We start from the raw sequence: 21930 nt of genomic DNA, 5'->3' as shown, positions 1-21930 counted from the left end.
GGTCAGGCCGATTTTTCCGCAGGCGGCTTGGCGACCGAGCAGAGGCGGATCGAGTCGGCGAGGATCTCGATGGCCTTGGGCCGCGGGAAGCTGGCGCGCCAGGCGATGGCGACGGTACGGAAAGGCGAAGGCGCCGTGAGTGGGCGCACCTCGATCACGCCTGGGGCGTAATGGTGGCTGTGTACGGCCGACAGCGGCAGGATCGACACGCCAAGGCCGGAGGCGACCATGTGGCGGATGGTTTCCAGCGAGCTGGATTCGACCGTGGTGTGCTTGGAGCCTTCGCCGCCCTTGTTGATGGTCGGGCAGGCCTCCAGCACTTGATCACGGAAGCAGTGGCCCTCGCCGAGCAGCAACAGGCTCTTGTCATTGAGCATGGCGGTGTCGATGGTCTTCTTGGCGGTCCAAGGGTGATCGGCGGGCATCAGCGCGTAGAAGGGCTCGTCGTACAGCGGCAGCGTCAGCACGTCCGCCTCGTTGAACGGCAGGGCGATGATCACCGCGTCCAGCTCGCCGTTGCGCAGTTTTTCGCGCAGTACGTGGGTGAAGTTCTCTTCGATGTACAGCGGCATCTGCGGGGCGACCCGGTGCAGCTGAGGAATGAGGTGCGGGAAGAGATAGGGGCCGACGGTATAGATGGCACCGACCTTGAGCGGCGCGGTGAGTTGGTTCTTGCCGGCCTGGGCCAGTTCGCGAATACCTTGGGCCTGCTCCAGAACCTTCTGCGCCTGGGCGACGATGCTTTCGCCGACCGGGGTCAGGCGCACCGCGCTCTTGCTGCGCTCGAAGATCAGCACGCCAAGCTCGTCCTCGAGTTTCTTCACACCGACCGACAGGGTCGGCTGGCTGACATGGCAACGCTCGGCGGCGTGGCCGAAATGCTGCTCCTGGGCGAGTGTGACGATGTAGCGTAATTCTGTGAGGGTCATAACGTGCGTCCATGAAGTTGCGGCCCCAGCATAGCGGCTGCAATCGATAGACGCACGTTATCAGACTTGCTGTTTTGTGACAGAAACAAAAGTATCAGCGACGGTCCAGCGAGTAGACGAACGGCGCCACGACTTCGATCTGGCCATTGTTCAGCAATTCCTTCGGCGGCTTGGGTACTGGCTGCGCCCGGCGGATCATTTCCAGGGTCGCTCGGTCCAGCGCCGCACTGCCCGAACCACCGGCCAGCGAGAACGACAACACCTTGCCCTCGGCGTCTACCACGAAGCGCAGCCTGTTGATGCCTTGCAGACCACGGCGGCGAGCGTCTTCCGGATACCGCTTGTATTTGGCCAGGTGGCGCAGCAAGTCGCTCTGCCACGTCGGCAGCGCATTGCTGTTGGACGCGATGCTCGGCGCCGGTGCCGCCGATTTCTGCGGTGGCGTGTTGCTGGGCGGCGTGTCCGCGACCTGTTCCTTGGCCGGTGGCAAATCCTTCGGCGGCTCAGGTTTTTTCTCAGGCTTGGGCGGTTGAGGCTTGGCCTTGGGCTTGGGTGGTTTGGCGATGGCGATCTTCGGCTTGGGCGCCTCTACCAGCTTGGGTAGCGGAGGCTCTTCGACCGGTGCCGGAGGCTGCGGTGCGGCCTTGGGCGGTGGTGGCGGTGCCGGTGCGGGCAGCGGCGCCAGCTCGACCATCATGGCTGCTGGTGGTAGCTCGACGGCCTGGGGCACGGACCAGTTCAGGGTCAGTAGCACCGCCAGCACATGCACGCCCAGCACGATCGCCAGGCTGACGCCGTAGCGCGCCAGGTTGGACCGTGTCGTTGTCATTGCTTGGCTGCCGTTTCGAGACCGACCAGGCCGACCTTGAGGTAGCCGGCGGCGCGCATGGTGTTCATCACTTCCATCAGGTCGCCGTAATCAACCCCTTTGTCGGCCTGGAAGAAGATCGTGGTTTCCTTGTCACCCTTGGTCTTGGCATCGAGCATTGCACCAAGCTGGTCGCGCTGGGCCACCTCGTCATCGCCGACATAGAGTTTCTTGTCGGTCTTGACGCTGACGAACACCGGCTTCTCGGGCCTCGGCGCCGGCTTGGCGGTCGAGGCTGGTAGGTCGACCTTGATGTCGACGGTAGCCAGCGGGGCGGCGACCATGAAGATGATCAGCAGCACCAGCATGACGTCGATGAAAGGCGTGACGTTGATTTCGTGGTTTTCGGCGAGGTCGTCGCCACCTTCGTTGAGATGCAGGCCCATGGCTTACCCCACTTTCACCATGTGCGGGGCAACGCGCTCGCCACCCTGGTGGTCCAGATCACGGCTCACCAGCAGCAGTACCTGGGCCGAGGCGTCGGAGACCTGGGCCTTGTAGCCGGCAATCGAGCGGGCGAAGACGTTATAGATGACCACGGCCGGAATGGCCGCGACCAGGCCCAGGGCGGTGGCCAGCAGGGCTTCGGCGATGCCGGGGGCGACTACGGCCAGGTTGGTGGTCTGGGTCTTGGCGATGCCGATGAAGCTGTTCATGATGCCCCAGACGGTACCGAACAGACCGACGAAAGGCGCAGTGGAACCGATGGTGGCAAGCATGCCGGTGCCGCTGCTCATGCTGCGGCCGCTGGCGGCGACCAGGCGCTCCAGGCGGAAGCTGACGCGCTCTTTGATGCCTTCCTTCTCACGGGCATTGACCGAGAGGCGCATTTCGTCCAGCGCATCATGGACCAAGGTGTGGGCCAGGGTGCCTGCCTTGTTGGCGGCGTCGCTCGCTTCCTTGAGGCTGGCTGCTTTCTTCAGCAAGGCGATTTCGCCACGCAGTCGGCGCTTGGCACCCATCAGCTCGAAGCCCTTGGCGATCCAGATGGTCCAGGTGATCAGCGAGGCGATGGCCAGGCCGATCATCACGGCTTTGACGACGACGTCGGCGTTCTTGTACATGCCCCAGGGAGAAAGATCGTGTGCCATGCCCAGAGAGGTGTCTTCGACCAGGGCCTGGACGTTCTCGTCCGCAGGTGCCTGGGCATTGGGGGTAGCAGCGGGGGCCTGGGTTTCACCGGTTGGAGCCGGGGCGGCAGGTGCTGCAGCGGCAGCGGGGGCGCTGGTGGCTGCGGTGGCAGGCTCATCGGCCATGGCGGCCGGGGCCAGCACCAGGCTGAGGGTCAGCGCGGCGATGGCGCGCCATGCGCGCGACGTGGTTGGCGAAGCGGAGGATTGTGTACGTGTCATGCTGGCCGGACCTGATGAAGATAAAAAGGTGACGTTCTCCAAGGCCTCGAGGCGGGCCGAGAACAGATAGGGCGCCATTATTGCAAGTAATTCTTGTTAGCAGAAGTAATAAAGTTGCCTTTTTTAACCATCGTCTAGCCGCCTATCGATTAATCCGGTTAGCCTGAACCTTTGCCTGTGGAGCGATTGAAATGTCCGAACCCTGCGTGATGATCGTTGGCTGCGGTGATGTAGGCGGTCGTCTAGCTCGCCAGTTGCTGGCGCTGGGCTGGCAGGTCAGTGGCTTGCGACGCTCGGTCGAGCACCTGCCTGCGGGCGTCGTGCCGATCGCCGCCGACCTCTCCGAGCCCGCGATACCGGCAGCCTGGCCCCAGCGTTCGCCCGACTATTTGGTGTACTGCGTGGCCGCCAGCCAACACGATGAGGCGGGATACCAGGCCGCTTATGTCGACGGTCTGCGTCATGTACTCGATTGGCTAAAGGCGCGTGGACAGCAGCCCCGGCGGCTGCTGTTCGTGTCCAGCAGCAGTGTGTATGCGCAGGCGCAGGGCGAGTGGGTCGACGAAGACGCGGTGACCGAACCTCAAAGCTATTCGGGCCGCGTGATGCTGCAGGCCGAGCATTTGGCGCTGCACAGCGGGCTGCCCGCAACGCTCGTGCGCCTGACTGGCATCTATGGCCCGGGTCGGGAATGGCTGCTCAGCCAGGTGCGTCAGGGTTATCGGGTGGCCGAGGAGCCGCCGCTGTATGGCAACCGCATCCACGCCGAGGATGCGGCAGGTTTGCTGGCCTTCCTGCTCCAGGCCGACGCCCGGGACGTGGCGCTGGACGCATGCTATATCGGCGTTGATGACGACCCTGCACCCTTGGCCGAGGTAGTGGGCTGGCTGCGCCAGTACATGGGCGTGAGCGAATGGTCGGACGAGCAACGCGTTCGGCGTACCGGCAGCAAGCGCTGCAGCAATGCACGAGCACGTGCGCTGGGATGGGCGCCACAGTATCCAAGCTACAGGGAAGGGTACACCGCGATCTTGAAAGGGTAGACCGCAATCAAGGCTGCTTCTTGCAGGACCGCCTCGGGTTTTCGCAGCTAAACCCGTCCCACAGGCACCGTGGCGTTATCGAGGGTGCCGCGGTGCCTGTGGGAGCGAGGGACTTGCGAGGTCGAATCAGTCGCGCTCAAGCACCCACTGCCGGGCGCCGGGGGCCAGCTGCGGCTTTTCGTCTGGCTGGGCACGATTGACCGCTTGATGGATCTCCAGCGTGTCGCCGTCGCGCTTGAATATCCACGGCGCGCCTCGTTGGTTGCGCTCCAACCACAGGCTGTCGTTGTCGCCGCCCATGTCGGCGCAATCACCCGCCAGGCAGAGTGCGTAGCGATCCAGATTCGGCAGGCCGGTCACGCTGCCGTTGTCGGCGAAGCGCACCGTCGCACCCTTGCCCGGGCCCTCGACGATCTTCCACTCGCCACCCAGATAGGCGGTATACAGGGCCTTTTCAAAACTGCCGCCAAGCGGTGTGTTGGCGGAGGCCGTCGGTACCTTCACGAAGGTCTGCTTGTTGCCGTTTTGCGAGGTGACGCGCAGTTTGTCGCCACTGAGGTCCAGTTGCTCGGTCTGGCCGCCGGTGAAGCTGGCCTGCCACTGGTCTTCCTTCGCGCTCAGGTAACCATCCACTGCCTCGAAGCCGTTGCTGTAGCTGGCTTGCTGGTTGGCGGTGTCGATTTTCCATTCGAGTACGGGCCCTTTTTGGCTCAGGGCCTGGTGCAGGCTGCTGCCGTCGGCGGCATCGATGGCGTCCTGGTTGATCCAGGTGCCGTTGTAGTCTTCAGGTTTGTGACTGGCACAGCCGCCCAGGAGCAGGGCTGCCAGTGCAAGGGGCAGGGCATGGCGCATGGCGTAAAACCTTGGGGCAGGAAAGGTGACGGGCAGGGCGCCCGCCACCGGAGGCATCACTCGATGACCAGGATCGCGTCCATCTCGACCTGGGAGCCTTTCGGCAGAGCGGCAACGCCGATAGCGGCGCGCGCTGGGTAAGGCTGCTCGAAGTAACGACCCATGATCTCGTTGACCTTGGCGAAGTGGCTCAGGTCGGTGAGGAAGATGTTCAGCTTGACGATGTCTTTGAACGAACCGCCAGCGGCCTCGGCAACGGCCTTGAGGTTTTCGAAGACCTGGACGGTCTGGGCTTCGAAGCCTTCGACCAGTTCCATGGTTTTCGGATCCAGCGGGATCTGGCCGGACATGTAGACGGTGTTGCCGGCCTTGATCGCCTGGGAGTAGGTGCCGATGGCGGCTGGGGCCTTGTCGCTGTTGATGACGGTCTTGGTCATGATGACTCCTTGGTTGACGGACTACGTACGCATGCGGGTGATGCGGACCACGCCGGTCAGGGTACGCAACTTCTTGATCACGCGGGCCAGGTGCACGCGATCATGCACGCTGACCACCAGTTGGACCACGCTGATACGGCCGTCGCGTTCGTCCATGCTGATTTTTTCGATATTGCCGTCGGCGGCATTGACGCTGCTGGCCAACAAGGCGATCAGGCCGCGCTGGTGCTCCAGCTCGACACGCAGTTCGACATTGAACTCACCGGTGATGTCCTTGGCCCAGGAGAGCTGCACGCATTTTTCCGGGTTGTGGCGGATTTCACTGATGTTGCGGCAGTTTTCCAGGTGCACGACCATGCCTTTGCCCGCCGACAGGTGCCCGACGATCGGGTCGCCGGGGATCGGGGTGCAGCACTTGGCGTAGCTGAGCACCAGGCCTTCGGTGCCGCGGATGGCCAGTGGGCCTTCCGGTGCGGGCAGTTGCTCGCCTTCGGCGGACAACAGGCGGCGAGCCACAACATAGGCCATGCGATTGCCCAGGCCGATGTCTTCGAGCAGATCCTCGAGCAGTTCCAGTCGGTATTCGCTGAGAATGGACTGGATGCGCTCCGGCGGGATTTTCTCCAGGCTGCTGTCGAAACCGGTGAGCACCTTGTTCAGCAGGCGTTCGCCCAGGCTGATCGACTCGGAGCGGCGTTGCTGCTTGAGTGCGTGACGAATGTGCGTACGCGCCTTGCCGGTGACCACGAAGTTGAGCCAGGCCGGATTGGGGCGTGCGCCCGGTGCGCTGACGATTTCCACTGTCGAGCCGCTTTGCAGCGGTTCGGACAACGGCGCCAGGCGGCGATTGATGCGGCAGGCGATGCAGCTGTTGCCGACGTCGGTGTGCACTGCGTAGGCGAAGTCGACGGCGGTGGAGCCTTTGGGTAGCTCCATGATCCGGCCCTTGGGCGTGAAGACGTAGACTTCGTCCGGGAACAGATCGATCTTTACGCTCTCGATGAATTCCAGCGAGTTGCCGGCACGCTGCTGCAGTTCGAGGATGCCCTTGACCCATTGCCGGGCGCGGGCATGGTTGCCCTTGGGCTGTTCGTCCTCGTTGGACTTGTACAGCCAGTGGGCGGCGATCCCGTTGTTGGCCATCTCTTCCATTTCGCGAGTGCGGATCTGGATCTCGATGGGTACGCCGTGCATGCCGAACAGCGTCGTGTGCAGCGACTGGTAGCCGTTGGCCTTGGGAATCGCGATGTAGTCCTTGAAGCGACCGGGCAGCGGCTTGTACAGGTTGTGTACGGCGCCGAGCACGCGATAGCAGGTATCGACCTTGTCGACGATGATGCGGAAGGCATACACGTCCATGATCTCGTTGAAGGCGCGGCGCTTGCCGCGCATCTTCTTGTAGATGCCATAGAGGTGTTTTTGCCGGCCGCTGACCTCGCCCTCGATGCCGTCCGCGGCCAGGCAATTGGCCAGCGACTGTTCGATCTTGGCGACGATTTCCTTGCGGTTGCCACGGGCGCTCTTGACGGCGCGGTGGATGAGCGAGGAACGCATCGGGTGCATCGCTTTGAAGCCGAGGTCTTCGAATTCCACGCGCACATTGTGCATGCCCAGGCGATTGGCGATGGGGGCGTAGATTTCGAGGGTTTCCTTGGCGATGCGTCGGCGTTTTTCGCCAGAGAGCACTTCCAGGGTGCGCATGTTGTGCAGGCGGTCGGCCAGCTTGACCAGGATCACACGGATGTCCCGGGCCATGGCCATGGCCATCTTCTGGAAGTTTTCGGCCTGGGCCTCGGCCTTGGTCTCGAAGTTCATCTGGGTCAGCTTGCTGACCCCGTCGACCAGCTCGGCGACAGTTTCGCCGAATTGCTGGCAGAGGGCTTCCTTGGCGATGCCGGTGTCTTCAATCACATCGTGCAGCATGGCGGCCATCAGGCTTTGATGGTCCATGTGCATGTCGGCCAGGATGCTGGCCACGGCCAGCGGATGGGTCACGTAGGGCTCGCCGCTGCGGCGGCGTTGGCCATCGTGCGCCTGTTCGGCGTAGAAGTAGGCCCGGCGGACCAGATTGACCTGGTCGGGGCCGAGGTAGGTCGACAGCCGTTCGGCGAGGGCTTCTATACCCGGCATGGGTTCACCTCCTGCCGAGGGAGAGGGCCTTGTGCCGCACGATGTCGACCGGGCATGGATCAGACAGCCTCGTTGTTCTCGTCCTCGAACGCAGCGAAGACTGGATCTTCCGTTACGATCTCTTCGGCGGCGATGAACTCGGGAGTGACGATACCTTCGGCGATCTCGCGCAGGGCGACGACGGTCGGCTTGTCGTTTTCCCATGCAACGCGCGGCTCTTTGCCGCCGGTGGCCAGCTGACGGGCGCGCTTGGTCGAGAGCATGACCAGCTCAAAGCGGTTATCCACGTGTTCCAGGCAGTCTTCAACAGTTACGCGGGCCATGGTCTTCCTCAGTAGCAAATGCGTTAGCGTGCAGCCCAGAGTGGGCAGGCGGACTCGATAGTTTAAAAAATCACCAGCCAATAGGGAAGCGCTGTTTTGTCAGGTGCTGGTCTGTCGGGCCTGTATTGGCTGCTTCGCGGGTAAACCCACAGACACAGCGTTGTGCTTGTGGGAGCGGACTTGTTCGCGAAAGCACCGGAACAGACACCGGCACGCTCTACCCTGACGATAACGGGATGCATAGACGGCAGACAACCCTCCTTGGCGCGTTATCACAACATGGCGTCGCGCAGGCGCGGGGTGAGCTCTTCGAACAAGGTCTGTACCGAGCGCAGCGCTCGGCAGTCCGGGCGGGTCAGCAGCCACAGCTGGGTATCGCAACCGGGCAGGGGGCCGCTCAGGGCTTCAACCTCGGGCAGGGCATCGACCATGTAGTCCGGTAATGCCGCGACGCCAAGCCCGGTGCTGACCAGCTGGGCGATGGTCGACATGCTGCTGCACTGGTAGCGTGGGTTCAGGCCAGGGTACTGCTGGTTGCGCCAGACGACTGTGGGATGGTCCTGCATCGAGTCGTCCGGGGCGATCCACGGTACGCTGTGATGCGATTCGCCCAGCCGCTCGCGCCACTGCGCTTGGCCACAGACCACGTAGGACGTGGAGCCCAGGCAGCGGCCGACAAGGTGCTCGGGCGGTGTGTTGGTCAGGCGAAGCGCGATGTCGGCATCGCGTCGACTGAGGTTGGCGAAGGTGTTGGAGGTGCCCAGTTCCAGCGACAGGGCAGGGTAGTTCGACATGAAGTCAGCCAGCGCTGGCAGCAGCAGGCTGTGCATGACGGCTTCAGTACATGTCAGACGAACGGTACCGCTGACGACCTGTTCCCCGCTGGTCAGGGCGATGCGAGCGGCATCGAGCGCCTGCTCGGCGCGCTCGGCCTGCTCTGCCAGGGCCTGGGCGGTATCGGTGGGCAGGTAGCCTTTGCGACTCTTGACGAACAGTGCTGTGCCCAGTGCGGACTCCAGTCGGCGAATCGAGCGAAACACCGTCGAGACGTCTACTTTGAGCAGTTCGGCGGCTTTGGCCAGCGAGCGACCACGCTCCAGGGCCAGGACCAACGAAAGGTCGGCATGGGTAATCTGATATTGCATTGTTGCACGCTCTGCTTGCCGAAATGCCAATGTCTGTTGCGTTGAGGCCATTTTATAGTGGAACGGCCCCCGGGAATCAATGCACACCGGGTCGCACCCTATCCCCAACGATGGGACAGTGAAAAGAACAACAGTAGCAACCATCGCCGCCCGCGAGGCGCCAGCAGTATCCCTCCACATCGCCGCCCCGAATCAAAGGATGTACAGCCATGACGTCGGTAATCCCGTGCGCCAGTTCTTCCAGCGAGATGAATGAATTCCTAGAGGCTCATCCGGACACGCAGTTCGTCGATCTGCTGATTTCCGATATGAACGGTGTGGTACGCGGCAAGCGCATCGAGCGCGCCAGCCTGCACAAGGTATACGAGAAAGGCATCAACCTGCCGGCGTCGCTGTTCGCCCTGGATATCAACGGCTCGACCGTCGAGAGCACCGGCCTTGGCCTGGACATCGGCGATGCTGACCGCATCTGCTATCCGATCCCCGGCACTTTGTCCGACGAGCCTTGGCAGAAGCGCCCCACTGCTCAGTTGCTGATGACCATGCATGAGCTGGACGGCGCCCCATTCTTCGCCGACCCACGTGAAGTGCTGCGTCAAGTGGTCGCCAAATTCGACGAGCTGGGCCTGGATATCTGCGCAGCCTTCGAGCTCGAGTTCTACCTGATCGACCAGGACAACCTCAATGGCCGTCCGCAGCCACCGCGCTCCCCGATCTCCGGCAAGCGTCCGCAGTCGACCCAGGTGTACCTGATCGATGATCTGGACGAGTACGCCGACTGCCTGCAAGACATGCTGGAAGCGGCCAAGGAGCAAGGCATTCCTGCCGACGCCATCGTCAAGGAAAGCGCCCCGGCCCAGTTCGAAGTCAACCTGCACCACGTGGCCGATCCGCTCAAGGCGTGTGACTACGCGATCCTGCTCAAGCGCCTGATCAAGAACATCGCCTACGACCATGAGATGGATACCACCTTCATGGCCAAGCCCTACCCGGGCCAGGCAGGCAACGGCTTGCACGTGCACATCTCGCTGCTGGACAAGAAGACCGGCAAGAACATCTTCGCCAACGAAGACCCGCTCAAGAGCGATGCGCTGCGCCACGCGATTGGTGGTGTGCTGGAAACCATGCCGGCATCGATGGCGTTTCTGTGCCCGAACATCAACTCCTACCGTCGCTTCGGCGCACAGTTCTATGTGCCTAACGCACCGAGCTGGGGCTTGGACAACCGCACCGTCGCCTTGCGCGTGCCCACCGACAGCAGCGAGAACGTGCGCATCGAGCACCGCGTGGCCGGCGCGGACGCCAACCCTTACCTGATGCTCGCCGCCATTCTGGCCGGCATCCATCACGGCCTGACCAACCAGGTCGAGCCGGGTGAGCCGATCGAAGGCAACTCGTACGAGCAGCTGGAGCAGAGCCTGCCGAACAACCTGCGTGACGCCCTGCGCGCGCTGGACGACAGCGAGGTGCTCAACCAATACATCAGCCCGGACTACATCGATATCTTCGTGGCCTGCAAGGAAAGCGAGCTGGCCGAGTTCGAAGTGTCGATCTCCGACCTCGAGTACAACTGGTACCTGCACACGGTATAAGCCCATGAGCGCAAATGCGGTCCCTCTGATCGGTGTCAGCGCCTGCCGCCAGCAGGTGGGGAAAAACTCGTCGCACACTGTGGGCGACAAGTACGTGGAGGCGGCCGGCTTTGCGGGGCTTCCGTTGATATTGCCGGCCCGCGACGGTGGCAGCGACACACAGGCGCTGCTCGCTCGGCTCGATGGCATTCTTTTTACCGGCTCACCTTCTAATGTCGAGCCGCATCATTACAATGGCGCCCCCAGCGCGGAAGGGACCCGGCACGACACCGCGCGTGACCGTCTGACCTTGCCGTTGCTGCAGGCAGCCATTGCCGCCGGTATACCGGTGTTCTGTATCTGCCGTGGTTTCCAGGAGTTGAACGTCGCCCTCGGCGGCACCCTGCACCAGCGCGTGCAGGAACTGCCCGGCTACCTGGATCACCGAGAACCTGAGGATGCACCGCTTGAGGTGCAATACAGCCCTCGACACCCCGTCGGCGTTGCGCCGGGAGGGCTGTTCGAGCGCTTGGGCCTGGCTGCGCAGTTCGAGGTCAACTCGCTGCACAGCCAGGGCATCGACCGTTTGGCCCCTGGCCTGCGCGTCGAGGCACGGGCCCCGGATGGCCTGATCGAAGCGGTGTCCATGCCTGATGCGCCGGGCTTCGTGCTCGGCGTGCAGTGGCACCCGGAATGGCGTTTCGCCGAAAACCCGGTCTCCCGGCGCCTGTTCCAGGCATTCCGCGAGGCCTGCATTGCCCATGCTGCACGGGAGGGTTCGCGCCAGAAAACACTCTGACGTTACCCGAAGGTCTTGGATGACCCGCTCCCTGCAACAGCTTTCAATGAGTGAAAGCGGGCCTTGTTCGCAAGGTCCGTGAAAACAATACCAATAGTTACGGCAAAGACTCATGAGCGAATACACCGAAGCCGGCCGCCCACCCGATGTGGCGACCGATGCAGGCAACACCCAGCGCGCCAGTAAAGGCCTTGCAAAAGGCCGTTTGGGCCTGCTGGCCAGCGTGGTGCTGGGCATCTCCACGATTGCACCTGTCTATACCCTGACCGGCGCCCTTGGCCCCACCGTGCGTGAGGTGGGCGCCCACCTTCCCGCTGTTTTCATCGTCGGCTTCCTGCCTATGCTGCTGGTCGCGCTGGGTTATCGCGAGCTCAATGCCGCGGAGCCGGACAGCGGCACTTCCTTTACGTGGTCGGCGCGGGCTTTCGGGCCGATGATCGGCTGGATCGGTGGCTGGGGGCTGGTCGTGGCCACAACCATCGTGTTGTCCAACCTGGCGGGTGTGGCCGTCGATTTCTTCTATCTGTTCATTGCACAGATCACCGGTCAGCAGGAGCTGGCGGCATTGGCGGACAACTTGTTGGTGAACATCACCACCTGTTGTGTGTTCATCGCCCTTGCGGTGTGGATCTGCTGTCGTGGCATGGGCACCACGATGACCGTGCAATACGGCCTGGTGGCCTTGCAGTTGCTGGTGTTGATCGGCTTTGCGTTCGCCGCCTTCAGCGAGACCACCGCACCGCCACCGCTGGCATTCGATCTGGCCTGGTTCAACCCGTTTGGCGTGGAGTCTTTCTCGGCGTTCGCCGCAGGTCTGTCGTTGTCGATCTTCATCTTCTGGGGCTGGGACGTGTGCCTGACCGTGAGCGAAGAGTCGATCGGCAGTGACGAAGTCCCGGGCAAGGCTGCCACCTGGACGGTATTGCTGATCCTTGGTCTCTACCTGGTCACCGCCATCGCCACCCTGCAGTTCGCCGGAATCAGTGATGTCGGCCTGGGTCTGGGTAACCCGCGTATCCAGGAGAACGTCTTTGCGCACCTGGCCGGTCCGGTCATGGGCCCACTGGCGATCCTGATGTCCATTGCCGTATTGGCTAGCACCGCTGCGTCCTTGCAGTCGACCTTCGTGTCGCCGGCGCGGACCCTGCTTGCAATGGGCTACTACGGTGCCGTGCCGCAGCGCTTTGCCAGCGTCTGCCCGCGTTCGCAGACCCCGCGCTACGCTACCATCTGCGCGGGCGTTGCTGCTGGTCTGTTCTACGTGACCATGCGCACCCTGAGCGAGAACGTGCTGGCCGATACCATCACTGCCTTGGGCATGATGATCTGCTTCTACTACTCGCTGACGGCCTATGCCTGTGTCTGGTACTTCCGCCACAGTCTGTTCGGCAGCCTGCGTCACTTCTTCATGCGCGGCCTGTGCCCGCTGGTGGGTGGTGTGATCCTGTCGATCATCTTCGTGCGCACGGCGATCGACAGCGCCTCGCCGGATTTCGGCAGCGGTTCTCACGTTGCCGGTCTTGGCTTGGTGTTCGTGATCGCGGCAATCATCTCGGCACTGGGGATCGTGTTGATGGTGCTGTCGCGCTGGCGCGCACCGGCCTACTTCCTGGGCGCAACGTTGCGCCAGCAGGCCAACCTGCAACTGCAGGAGTAATGAAAGAAAAGGGGCTGCGAACGCAGCCCCTTTTCGATTTCAGCCGATCAATTGCTTGAGCAGCGCTCCATGGCGTTGCTGTTGCTTGTGCAGCTTGAGCGCCTCGGCGCGTTCTGTGGCCAGCGAGTCACCATCGCGGTTCGCACGGAACACGGCTTTGAGGTCTTCCAATGCAACGGCGAAGTCATCGTTGATGATGACGTAGTCGTACTCGTCGTAGTGCACCATTTCGCTGACCGCTTCCTTCATGCGGCCTTCGATGATCTCTTCGCTGTCCTGGCCGCGGTTGTCCAGGCGCTGGCGCAGTGCCTGCTGGCTCGGCGGAAGGATGAATACCGAAAGCGCCTGTGGCATCAGCTTGCGTACCTGCTGGGCGCCTTGCCAGTCGATTTCCAGGATCAGGTCCTGGCCCTGGTCCAGGGCCTGTTGCAGCGCACTGCGCGAAGTGCCGTAGAAGTTGCCGAACACTTCGGCATGCTCGAGGAAGTCGTTACGCTCGATCAGGGCCTTGAACTCGTCATGGCTGACGAAGTGGTAATTCACGCCGTGTTCTTCACCCGGGCGCTTGTTGCGCGTGGTGTGCGAAACCGAGACGCTGATGCGTGGATCGTCCTTGATCAGTGCCGTGACCAGGCTGGTCTTGCCGGCGCCGGACGGGGCCGAGACGATGTAGAGAGTGCCGCTGCTGTGGTTCATGGTGGGGGTGGCCTTACTCGATGTTCTGTACTTGTTCACGCATCTGTTCGATCAACACCTTGAGGTTGACCGCCGCCTGGGTGCTGCGCGGGTCGAATGCCTTGGAGCCCAGGGTGTTGGCCTCGCGGTTGAGCTCCTGCATCAGGAAGTCCAGGCGCCGGCCGGCCGCGCCGCCGGACTTGAGTACGCGCCGGACTTCAGTGATGTGCGTGCTGAGGCGGTCCAGCTCTTCGGCCACGTCGCTTTTCTGGGCCAGCAACACCATCTCCTGTTCCAGGCGCTGCGGGTCGAGTTCGGCCTGCAGGTCATTGAAGCGGTCGAGGATGCGCTGGCGTTGGGCCGCCAGCATTTGAGGCACCAGAGCGCGCAAGGTGGTGACCTCTGCGGTCATGCCGTCCAGACGCTCGTTGATCAGGCGGGCCAGCTCCAGGCCTTCACGCTGGCGGCCGGCCTTGAGCTCGGCGAGCGCCTCGTTGAACAGCGCCATGGCCTCGGCATTGAGCGCCTGAGGGTCGCTGGCGTCGGCCACCAGCACGCCGGGCCAGGCCAGGACTTCGAGCGGGTTCAGCGGTGCGGGCTGCTTGATCAGACCGGCGACGGTCTCGGCGGCGGCGACCAGTTGCGCGGCGCGCTCACGGTCGACTTGAAGGGGCTTGCCGGCGTTGTCTTCGCTCAGGCGCAGGGTGCATTCGACCTTGCCGCGCGAAAGGCCTTGGCGCAGGCCTTCGCGCACCGCGCCTTCCAGATCGCGCAGGGCCTCGGGCAAGCGCAGGTGAGGCTCCAGGTAGCGGTGGTTGACCGAGCGCAGTTCCCAGGCCAGGGTGCCTTGGCTGCCAGCGCGCTCGACGCGAGCAAAAGCGGTCATGCTGTGCACCATGGTGAGTACCTCGCGAAGTCTGAATGAACGGGAAAGCCTTTCGGCCAAGGGGTGGGATTGTAACGCAGTGCGGTGCGGGCGCCCAATCCACCCATGCTACAGAGCGCCTGCAAGGCCGGTGGGAAAAGACGACAGGCTGCCCCGGCGCGCGACAATAGGCATGTCCTCACAGGGCGACGGGCCTTATAATGCTCGCCAGATTCAAGTCCCGGTACAGGTATCCCAGATGAAACGTCCAAGTGGTCGCGCCGCCGATCAGCTCCGCTCGATCCGCATCACCCGCAACTACACCAAGCACGCCGAGGGGTCGGTACTGGTCGAGTTCGGCGACACCAAGGTCGTCTGCACGGTCAGCGTCGAAAATGGTGTTCCCCGCTTCCTCAAGGGCCAGGGCCAGGGTTGGCTGACCGCCGAGTACGGCATGCTGCCGCGTTCCACCGGCGAGCGTAATCAGCGCGAGGCGAGCCGTGGCAAGCAGGGTGGTCGTACCCTGGAGATCCAGCGTCTGATCGGTCGCTCCCTGCGCGCCGCGCTGGACATGAGCAAGCTGGGCGACGTCACCCTGTACGTCGACTGCGACGTGATCCAGGCCGATGGCGGCACCCGCACCGCGTCGATCACCGGTGCCATGGTCGCCCTGTGCGACGCCCTGGCCGTGATCAAGAAGCGTGGCGGTCTCAAGGGTGGCAACCCGCTCAAGCACATGATCGCCGCTGTGTCGGTGGGCATGTATCAGGGCGAGGCCGTGCTCGACCTGGACTATTTGGAAGACTCCGCCGCCGAGACCGACCTGAACGTGGTCATGACCAGCGCCGGTGGCTTCATCGAGGTCCAGGGCACCGCCGAAGGCGCTCCGTTCCAGCCTGAAGACTTCAACGCCATGCTGGCCCTGGCCCAAAAGGGCATGACCGAGATCTTCGAACTGCAGAACGCGTCGCTGGCCGACTGACCTGGCTGCCAAGGAGGTGTGGAACATGAACGAGCCTGACGACCTGCCGGTCGCCCCACCCAACGCCGAGATCCGGCAATGGGCGATGTTCTGTCATCTCTCGGCGCTGCTGGGCCTGGTGGTGCCCCTTGGGCACCTGCTGGGCCCGCTGGTGATGTGGATCTGGAAGCGTGAGCTGGATCCGTTCATCGACGCGCAGGGCAAGGAGGCACTGAACTTCCAGATCAGCGTGACCATCGCAGGGTTCATCTGCTTCCTGCTGATGTTCGTTTTGGTAGGGATCGTGCTCTTCGCCATCCTGACGGTAGCGGTGCTGGTCCTGGCTATTCTTGCGGGGGTCAGGGCCAACGAGGGCAAGCCTTATCGCTATCCGCTGATCTGGCGGCCGATCAAGTAGGTTTTTTGAGGCCCATTCGCGGGTAAACCCGCGAATGGGCGGCAGACTGACTTAGATCGTCAGTGTCCAGTCGTAGTCCACGATCAGTGGCGCATGCTGGGAGAAGCGCGGTTGGCGTGGCAGGCGTGCGTTGCGCACGAAACGGCGCAGGCCTGGGGTAAGGATCTGGTAATCGAACCGATAACCCAGGTTAAGCATCTCGGCCTGCTCGTTGTCCGGCCACCAGCTGTACTGGTCACCTTCGCGACTGACTTCGCGCAGGGCGTCGACGTAGCCCATGTCGCCAACGATTGCGTCCATCCACGCACGCTCCGGTGGCAGGAAGCCTGGCGACTGCTGGCTGTCGCGCCAGTTCTTGATGTCCAGCTTCTGTTGCGCCACGTACAGCGAGCCGCAGTAGATGTACTCGCGACGCTTGCGACGCTGCTTGTCCAGGTAGCGGGCGAAGTCGTCCATCAACTTGAACTTCTGGTTCAAGTCCTCGTCGCCGTTCATGCCCGAAGGCAGCAGCAGGGTGGCAATACTTACCTTGTCGAAATCCGCTTGCAGGTAACGCCCGTAACGGTCGGCTGTCTCGAAGCCCAGGCCGGTGATGACTGCCTTGGGCTGCATCCGCGAGTACAGTGCCACGCCACCTTGGGCTGGCACCTCCGCGTCGCAGGCGTAAAGGAAATAGCCATCGAGCTGGAAAGCTGGGTCGTCGAGTTCAAAGGCCGAGGCGCGGGTATCCTGAAGGCAGATGACGTCGGCATTCTGGGCTTGCAGCCAGCTGAGCAATCCACGCTCGGCCGCAGCCTGAATGCCATTCACGTTCACACTGATGATCCGCATAAATGGCCCCAAAAATCTCGTGCGTGTATGATACCCGAGCTCAACTCATTTAGCTAAATCCGTGGTGTCCGGGACTCTTCATGCAGCCGTATCAGCGCGACTTCATTCGTTTTGCCATCGATCGCGGGGTTCTGCGCTTCGGTGAGTTCACCCTGAAATCGGGGCGTACCAGCCCGTACTTCTTCAATGCCGGCCTGTTCAATACCGGTTCTGCACTGGCGCAACTGGGGCGTTGCTACGCCGCGGCCATCGTCGACAGCAAGATCCCGTTCGATGTGCTGTTCGGCCCCGCCTACAAGGGTATTCCCCTGGCCGCAGCCACTGCTGTGGCGCTGGCCGAGCAACACCAGCTCGATGTGCCATGGTGCTTCAACCGCAAGGAAGCCAAGGATCACGGCGAAGGCGGGAGCTTGGTCGGCGCCCCGCTGGCCGGTGACGTACTGATCATCGACGACGTGATCACCGCTGGCACCGCTATCCGCGAAGTGATGCAGATCATCAATGCGCAGAAGGCCAAGGCCGCTGGCGTTCTGATCGCGCTGAACCGCGAAGAGCGTGGCAATGGCGAGCTGTCGGCGATCCAGGAAGTCGAGCGCGACTTCGGCATCCCGGTGGTCAGCATCGTTTCGCTGACCCAGGTGCTGGAGTTCCTGGCCGATGACCCACAGCTCAAGCAGCACCTGCCTGCTGTCGAAGCCTATCGGGCGCAATACGGGATCTGACGCCCCGCGTTGCAACGAAAAAGGCGACCTTCGTGAGAAAGTCGCCTTTTTTGTGCAGGCTATTCAGGCCTCGTTCGCGGCGAACCGCCGCAATAGCGGCTGCGCTCAGTCCGTGCCGTACTTCGGCGAGCGGGGGCCATAGAGGATTCCGCCGTTGGGCTGGGGCGTGAGCAAACGACTGCTGGTGATGCCCGCGATCGGGTAGCCCGCATCATCTTGTACGTTGCTGATGATCTGGTTGATCGCTGCGGTGACCAGCATGCCAATCAGGCCGCCTTGATTCTGCCGACCTTCTTCGCTCGAGGCGCTGGCGCTACCCGTCCACAAGGTGGTCCCGCTCTTGAGGTCCACCAGTTTGGCGCTGGCGGTGACGACAGTTGCGCTGCTGAGCACCATATAGCGCGTACCGTAATCGCTGACGGTGACATACAGGCCTGCATCCGCACCAAAAATCTCATGCAGCTTGTTGGGCGGCAGCTGATGGATATCGGCGGGTGTGCTCAGGCCGTTCTGGCGGAATGTTTCGTCAACCAGTGCCACGGGCATTACATAGTAGCCTGCCTCAGCCAGCGGATAGGTCACCTGGGACAGCATGCTGTAGGTGGCTTTGACATCCGGGGACTCGTTCAGCGGCGGCAGGATCAGGATCGATTTGGGGCGACTTTGTTTGTAGGCCGTGTAATCGATGGTCTTGCGCTCGGCGCAGCCGGTGAGCAGCGCCAGCACGCAGACGCTCACGAGCAGTTGGGTGAGGCGACTGATCATTGCTTGGTTCCCTTGCTGGCATTGTTCATCAGAAAGTCCATGTACGGCGCCGATTCAGGGAACAGTGCCTTTTCGGTGCGCAACTGCTGGATCATCTGATCGTCCTTGCCCAGGCTGGAATAGAGCAGCCCAAGTTGGGCGTGATAGCCGGGCGGGACCGCGCCGTTCTTGGCTTTGATCTTTTCGAGGTCACGCTCAAGGGCGATGGCCTGTTCCTCTTTCGAGGATTCACCTTTGAAGTACTCATATACCTGGGGTTGGTAGCTCTCCCATTGGTACAAGGACTTTGGGCCGCTGCAACCTGCCAGCAGGGTGCAGCCAAGTAAGAGCGCGGCGACTTCGCGCCAGGCCGAGAGTGAGGTCGTCATGTAACTTCTTCCTTGTTCTATCCACTTACTGCGCTTGTGGCTTCCATTGGCCGCTTTCCACGGCGTTGACCAGTTTGTTCACGGCTTCGCGCATGGCCAGGTCGAGGACTTTGCCATTGAGGGTGGAGTCATAGCTGGCGGTGCCGCCGAAGCCGATGATCTCGCGGTTGGAGAGTGCATATTCGCCTGCACCCTGGCTCGAATAGACCACCTCGGAGGTACTGATGTTGACGATGTTCAGTGCAACCTTGGCATAGGCAATCTGGGTCTTGCCGCGCCCCAGGATGCCGAACAGCTGGTGATCGCCGACCTCTTTGCGGCCGAACTCGGTTACATCGCCTGTCACCACGTAGTCGGCGCCTTTGAGACGCTGGGCTTGGCCCTTGATCGCCGCTTCTTGCTGGATCTCGCCCATATTGTCGCGGTCGAGCACATTGAAGCGATTGGTCTGCTGCAAATGGGTGATCAGGATGGTTTTGGCTTGGCCGCCCAAGCGGTCAACGCCGTCGGAGAAGATGCCGCGCATGTAGCTGGAACGATTGTCGAATTTACCCACGGCGATCGGCGCCCGAAGGCCGCTGTAAGGACGATTGACGCTTTCTACCTGCTGCACGGCAACTGCCGTGGAGGTTTCGGTTGCGCAGCCGGAAAGGGACCCGATAGCCAGAGCGGCTACCAGCACGAGTCCTTGTGATGCGTATTTCACGCGATATCTCCATTAGAAAGTAAAACGATGGCGCTATGCTATTACCTTTTCGGCGCCAAGCAGAATAACTTTATGTGCGGCGGGAGCTTAAAGCGCGGGTGCGGTGAGGATGAATAAAAAAAGGCGACCCTAGAGGTCGCCTTTTTCCGTGAATCGACGCCAGATGGTAAGAGCCATCTGACAGACCAAGTGGTCAGTGACGCTTGGTGTTGGTGATCAATGTGCCCACGCCGCTGTCGGTGAAGATCTCCAGCAGCACGGCATTCGGTACGCGACCATCGATGATGTGCGAGCTGTTCACCCCACCTTGCACTGCCTCCAAAGCACATTTGATCTTCGGCAGCATGCCGCCGTAGATGGTGCCATCGGCGATCAGCTCGTTGACCTGCTCGGTGGTCAGTCCGGTCAGGACGGTGCCCTGCTTGTCCATCAGGCCTGCGATATTGGTCAGCAGCATCAGCTTCTCGGCCTTGAGCGCCTCGGCTACCTTGCCGGCCACCAAGTCGGCGTTGATGTTGTACGACTCGCCGTTCTCACCCACGCCGATCGGTGCGATCACTGGAATGAAGTCGCCTTTGACCAGCATGTTCAGCAGGTCGGTATTGACGCTCACCACTTCACCCACATGGCCGATGTCGATGATTTCCGGTTGGGTCATCTCCGGTGTCTGGCGGGTGACGGTGAGCTTCTTGGCGCGGATCAATTCAGCATCTTTGCCGGTCAGGCCGATGGCGCTGCCGCCGTGTCGGTTGATCAGGTTGACGATGTCTTTGTTTACCTGACCGCCCAGAACCATCTCCACCACATCCATGGTGGCCGAATCGGTGACTCGCATGCCGTCGATGAAGTGGCTCTCGATCGAGAGACGCTTGAGCAAATCACCGATCTGCGGGCCGCCGCCATGCACGACCACCGGGTTGATGCCCACGGCCTTCATCAACACGATGTCCCGGGCAAAGCCGGTCTTGAGCTCTTCGCTCTCCATCGCGTTGCCGCCGTACTTGATCACCAGGGTCTTGCCGACAAAGCGGCGAATGTAAGGCAGTGCTTCGGACAAAACCTCGGCTACATGGGAAGCGGCATCGCGATCGAGGGTCATGCAGGGCTCCAGGTAAGGAACGGATAGTCGGTCAGAACGGCAGTTGCAGGGCTGGATCGACACGCAGCAACTGCGTGCGCAAGACAGCCTGGATACGTTTGAGCTCGGCATCGCTTTCGGCCTCGAAGCGCAGCACCAGCACCGGGGTGGTGTTGGAAGCGCGAACCAGGCCCCAGCCTTGGGCGTAGTCGACCCGCACACCGTCGATGGTGGTGAGGTTGGCATCGCCCCAGTCGGCGTCGCGTTGCAGTGCATCAATGATGCTGAATTTACTCTCGTCGGTCACATCAATGTTGATTTCCGGCGTCGAAATATCGTTCGGGAACGCCGCGAACAGGCTTTCGGCGTCCTGGTCGGCCTTGCTGAGGATTTCCAGCAGGCGTGCGGCGCTGTAGATGCCGTCGTCGAAACCGTACCAGCGTTCCTTGATGAAGATGTGTCCGCTCATCTCGCCGGCCAGCAGAGAACCGGTCTGTTTCATCTTCTTCTTGATCAGCGAGTGCCCGGTCTTCCACATCAGGGCGCGACCGCCGTGCTGTTCGATCAGCGGTGTCAGGCGACGGGTGCATTTGACGTCGAATATGATTTCGGCACCGGGGTTGCGCGACAGCACGTCCTGGGCGAAGAGCATCAGCAGGCGGTCTGGATAGACGATGGTGCCGGTATTGGTCACTACGCCCACGCGGTCGCCGTCACCGTCGAAGGCCAGGCCGATGTCGGCGCCGGTTTCCTTGACCTTGGCGATCAGATCCTCGAGGTTTTCTGGCTTGCCCGGGTCCGGGTGATGGTTGGGGAAGTTACCGTCGACGTCGCAGAACAGCGGGATGACGTCGCAGCCCAAGGCCTCGATCAGTTGCGGCGCGATGACGCCAGCGGCGCCATTGCCGCAGTCCACCACCACCTTGAGTTTCTTGGCCAGCTTCACATCGCCGACGATCTGCTGGAAGTAACGCTCCAGGATCTCGACACGTTCGACGCGGCCCTCGCCACGGCTCAGGTCGTTGGTTTTCAGGCGGGTCAGCAGGGCTTGGATCTGTTCGTTGGCCAAGGTGTCGCCAGCGATGACGATCTTGAAACCGTTGTAGTCAGGCGGATTGTGGCTGCCGGTAAGCATCACACCGGACTTGCCGGCCAGCACATTGGCGGCGTAGTACAGCGCTGGAGTCGGGACTAGGCCGACGTCGCTGACCTGGCAACCGGCGTCGACCAGGCCCTTGATCAGCTGCTCGACCAGCATCGGGCCGGACAGGCGGCCATCGCGACCAACCGAGATCTGCGGCTCGCCCTGGGCGAGGGTTTGGGCGCCGATGGCACGGCCGATCCAATAGGCAGTCTCGCCGGTCAGTGTTTTGCCGACAACGCCACGGATGTCGTAGGCACGGAAGATGCTCTCGGGCAGTGCGGGTACCAGGTG

General features: G+C 62.2%; 23 protein-coding genes and 1 pseudogene. 7 read left to right on the top strand and 17 right to left on the bottom strand.

The window, feature by feature from the left end; translation table 11 throughout:
- Positions 1-2: 2 nt before the first annotated feature.
- The 4 genes from DQ397_RS09575 to exbB form a co-directional block, all read right to left on the bottom strand.
- Entirely contained in the window at positions 3-929 is a 927-nt protein-coding gene (locus DQ397_RS09575) for a hydrogen peroxide-inducible genes activator (RefSeq protein WP_043209907.1), read from the bottom strand.
- A 94-nt stretch (positions 930-1023) separates the two neighbouring features.
- On the bottom strand, positions 1024-1758 hold the full coding sequence (locus DQ397_RS09570; protein ID WP_043209905.1) for an energy transducer TonB: 735 nt from the start codon (positions 1756-1758) through the stop codon (positions 1024-1026).
- Positions 1755-2183, bottom strand: coding sequence for a TonB system transport protein ExbD (gene exbD, locus DQ397_RS09565; RefSeq protein ID WP_043209902.1), 429 nt, complete (start codon positions 2181-2183; stop codon positions 1755-1757). The genes DQ397_RS09570 and exbD overlap by 4 nt, the downstream gene beginning before the upstream one ends.
- 3 nt (positions 2184-2186) lie before the next feature.
- Positions 2187-3149, bottom strand: a complete 963-nt coding sequence (gene exbB, locus DQ397_RS09560) for a tonB-system energizer ExbB (protein ID WP_043210020.1) — start codon at positions 3147-3149, stop codon at positions 2187-2189.
- Positions 3150-3340: 191 nt separating this feature from the next.
- Here exbB and DQ397_RS09555 point away from each other — a divergent pair, with 191 nt between their 5' ends.
- Positions 3341-4192, top strand: a complete 852-nt coding sequence (locus tag DQ397_RS09555) for an SDR family oxidoreductase (protein WP_043209901.1) — start codon at positions 3341-3343, stop codon at positions 4190-4192.
- Positions 4193-4318: 126 nt separating this feature from the next.
- On the opposite strand, the gene DQ397_RS09550 is transcribed toward DQ397_RS09555, so the two are convergent.
- The 5 genes from DQ397_RS09550 to DQ397_RS09530 form a co-directional block, all read right to left on the bottom strand.
- On the bottom strand, positions 4319-5044 hold the full coding sequence (locus tag DQ397_RS09550; RefSeq protein ID WP_043209899.1) for a hypothetical protein: 726 nt from the start codon (positions 5042-5044) through the stop codon (positions 4319-4321).
- 56 nt (positions 5045-5100) lie between these two features.
- Positions 5101-5481: a RidA family protein gene (locus DQ397_RS09545; protein WP_043209898.1), complete on the bottom strand. Its 381-nt coding sequence runs from the start codon at positions 5479-5481 to the stop codon at positions 5101-5103.
- Between the two features lie 21 nt (positions 5482-5502).
- Complete coding sequence (gene spoT, locus DQ397_RS09540) at positions 5503-7611, bottom strand: bifunctional GTP diphosphokinase/guanosine-3',5'-bis pyrophosphate 3'-pyrophosphohydrolase (protein ID WP_043209897.1); 2109 nt, start codon at positions 7609-7611, stop codon at positions 5503-5505.
- Positions 7612-7670: 59 nt separating this feature from the next.
- Complete coding sequence (gene rpoZ / locus DQ397_RS09535) at positions 7671-7934, bottom strand: DNA-directed RNA polymerase subunit omega (RefSeq protein WP_008091595.1); 264 nt, start codon at positions 7932-7934, stop codon at positions 7671-7673.
- A 272-nt stretch (positions 7935-8206) separates the two neighbouring features.
- Entirely contained in the window at positions 8207-9079 is an 873-nt protein-coding gene (locus DQ397_RS09530) for a LysR family transcriptional regulator (protein WP_043209893.1), read from the bottom strand.
- Between the two features lie 209 nt (positions 9080-9288).
- On the opposite strand from DQ397_RS09530, the gene DQ397_RS09525 reads away from it, so the two are divergent.
- The 3 genes from DQ397_RS09525 (at position 9289) to DQ397_RS09515 (ending at position 13106) form a co-directional block, all read left to right on the top strand.
- A complete protein-coding gene (locus tag DQ397_RS09525; protein WP_043209890.1) occupies positions 9289-10671 on the top strand; it encodes a glutamine synthetase family protein in 1383 nt (460 codons plus the stop codon).
- A 4-nt stretch (positions 10672-10675) separates the two neighbouring features.
- Entirely contained in the window at positions 10676-11449 is a 774-nt protein-coding gene (locus DQ397_RS09520; protein WP_043209888.1) for a gamma-glutamyl-gamma-aminobutyrate hydrolase family protein, read from the top strand.
- Positions 11450-11561: 112 nt separating this feature from the next.
- A complete protein-coding gene (locus DQ397_RS09515) occupies positions 11562-13106 on the top strand; it encodes an APC family permease (protein ID WP_070572153.1) in 1545 nt (514 codons plus the stop codon).
- Between the two features lie 39 nt (positions 13107-13145).
- Here the strand turns inward: DQ397_RS09515 and gmk are convergent, their stop codons facing one another.
- Together gmk and DQ397_RS09505 are read right to left on the bottom strand one after the other, a co-directional pair.
- Positions 13146-13802: a guanylate kinase gene (gene gmk / locus DQ397_RS09510; protein ID WP_043212953.1), complete on the bottom strand. Its 657-nt coding sequence runs from the start codon at positions 13800-13802 to the stop codon at positions 13146-13148.
- A gap of 13 nt (positions 13803-13815) precedes the next feature.
- On the bottom strand, positions 13816-14679 hold the full coding sequence (locus DQ397_RS09505; RefSeq protein ID WP_043212955.1) for a YicC/YloC family endoribonuclease: 864 nt from the start codon (positions 14677-14679) through the stop codon (positions 13816-13818).
- Between the two features lie 226 nt (positions 14680-14905).
- On the opposite strand from DQ397_RS09505, the gene rph reads away from it, so the two are divergent.
- Both rph and DQ397_RS09495 read left to right on the top strand, forming a co-directional pair.
- A complete protein-coding gene (gene rph, locus DQ397_RS09500; protein ID WP_043212958.1) occupies positions 14906-15628 on the top strand; it encodes a ribonuclease PH in 723 nt (240 codons plus the stop codon).
- Between the two features lie 25 nt (positions 15629-15653).
- Positions 15654-16025 (top strand): DUF4870 domain-containing protein, encoded by a 372-nt coding sequence (locus DQ397_RS09495; protein ID WP_043212961.1) that lies wholly within the window; start codon positions 15654-15656, stop codon positions 16023-16025.
- Between the two features lie 51 nt (positions 16026-16076).
- Here the strand turns inward: DQ397_RS09495 and DQ397_RS09490 are convergent, their stop codons facing one another.
- Positions 16077-16856, bottom strand: a complete 780-nt coding sequence (locus tag DQ397_RS09490; protein ID WP_043212963.1) for an exodeoxyribonuclease III — start codon at positions 16854-16856, stop codon at positions 16077-16079.
- A gap of 80 nt (positions 16857-16936) precedes the next feature.
- On the opposite strand from DQ397_RS09490, the gene pyrE reads away from it, so the two are divergent.
- A complete protein-coding gene (gene pyrE, locus DQ397_RS09485; protein WP_043212965.1) occupies positions 16937-17578 on the top strand; it encodes an orotate phosphoribosyltransferase in 642 nt (213 codons plus the stop codon).
- Positions 17579-17683: 105 nt separating this feature from the next.
- Here the strand turns inward: pyrE and DQ397_RS09480 are convergent, their stop codons facing one another.
- The 5 genes and pseudogenes from DQ397_RS09480 to DQ397_RS09460 all read right to left on the bottom strand — a co-directional run.
- On the bottom strand, positions 17684-18343 hold the full coding sequence (locus DQ397_RS09480; protein WP_043212967.1) for a DUF799 domain-containing protein: 660 nt from the start codon (positions 18341-18343) through the stop codon (positions 17684-17686).
- Complete coding sequence (locus tag DQ397_RS09475) at positions 18340-18711, bottom strand: DUF4810 domain-containing protein (RefSeq protein ID WP_043212969.1); 372 nt, start codon at positions 18709-18711, stop codon at positions 18340-18342. The genes DQ397_RS09480 and DQ397_RS09475 overlap by 4 nt, the downstream gene beginning before the upstream one ends.
- A 25-nt stretch (positions 18712-18736) precedes the next feature.
- Complete coding sequence (locus DQ397_RS09470) at positions 18737-19417, bottom strand: CsgG/HfaB family protein (RefSeq protein ID WP_043212971.1); 681 nt, start codon at positions 19415-19417, stop codon at positions 18737-18739.
- 193 nt (positions 19418-19610) lie between these two features.
- A complete protein-coding gene (argB, locus tag DQ397_RS09465) occupies positions 19611-20516 on the bottom strand; it encodes an acetylglutamate kinase (protein WP_043212973.1) in 906 nt (301 codons plus the stop codon).
- Between the two features lie 31 nt (positions 20517-20547).
- Positions 20548-21921: pseudogene (locus DQ397_RS09460) on the bottom strand (phosphomannomutase/phosphoglucomutase); the annotation flags it as partial.
- Positions 21922-21930: the final 9 nt, after the last annotated feature.

Origin of the sequence: Pseudomonas sp. CK-NBRI-02 (assembly GCF_008124495.1) — a bacterium.
GTDB classification, from domain to species: Bacteria; Pseudomonadota; Gammaproteobacteria; order Pseudomonadales; family Pseudomonadaceae; genus Aquipseudomonas; species Aquipseudomonas guariconensis.
Note: the sequence above shows the minus strand (reverse complement) of the source record. Positions and strands in the feature narration are given on the sequence as shown.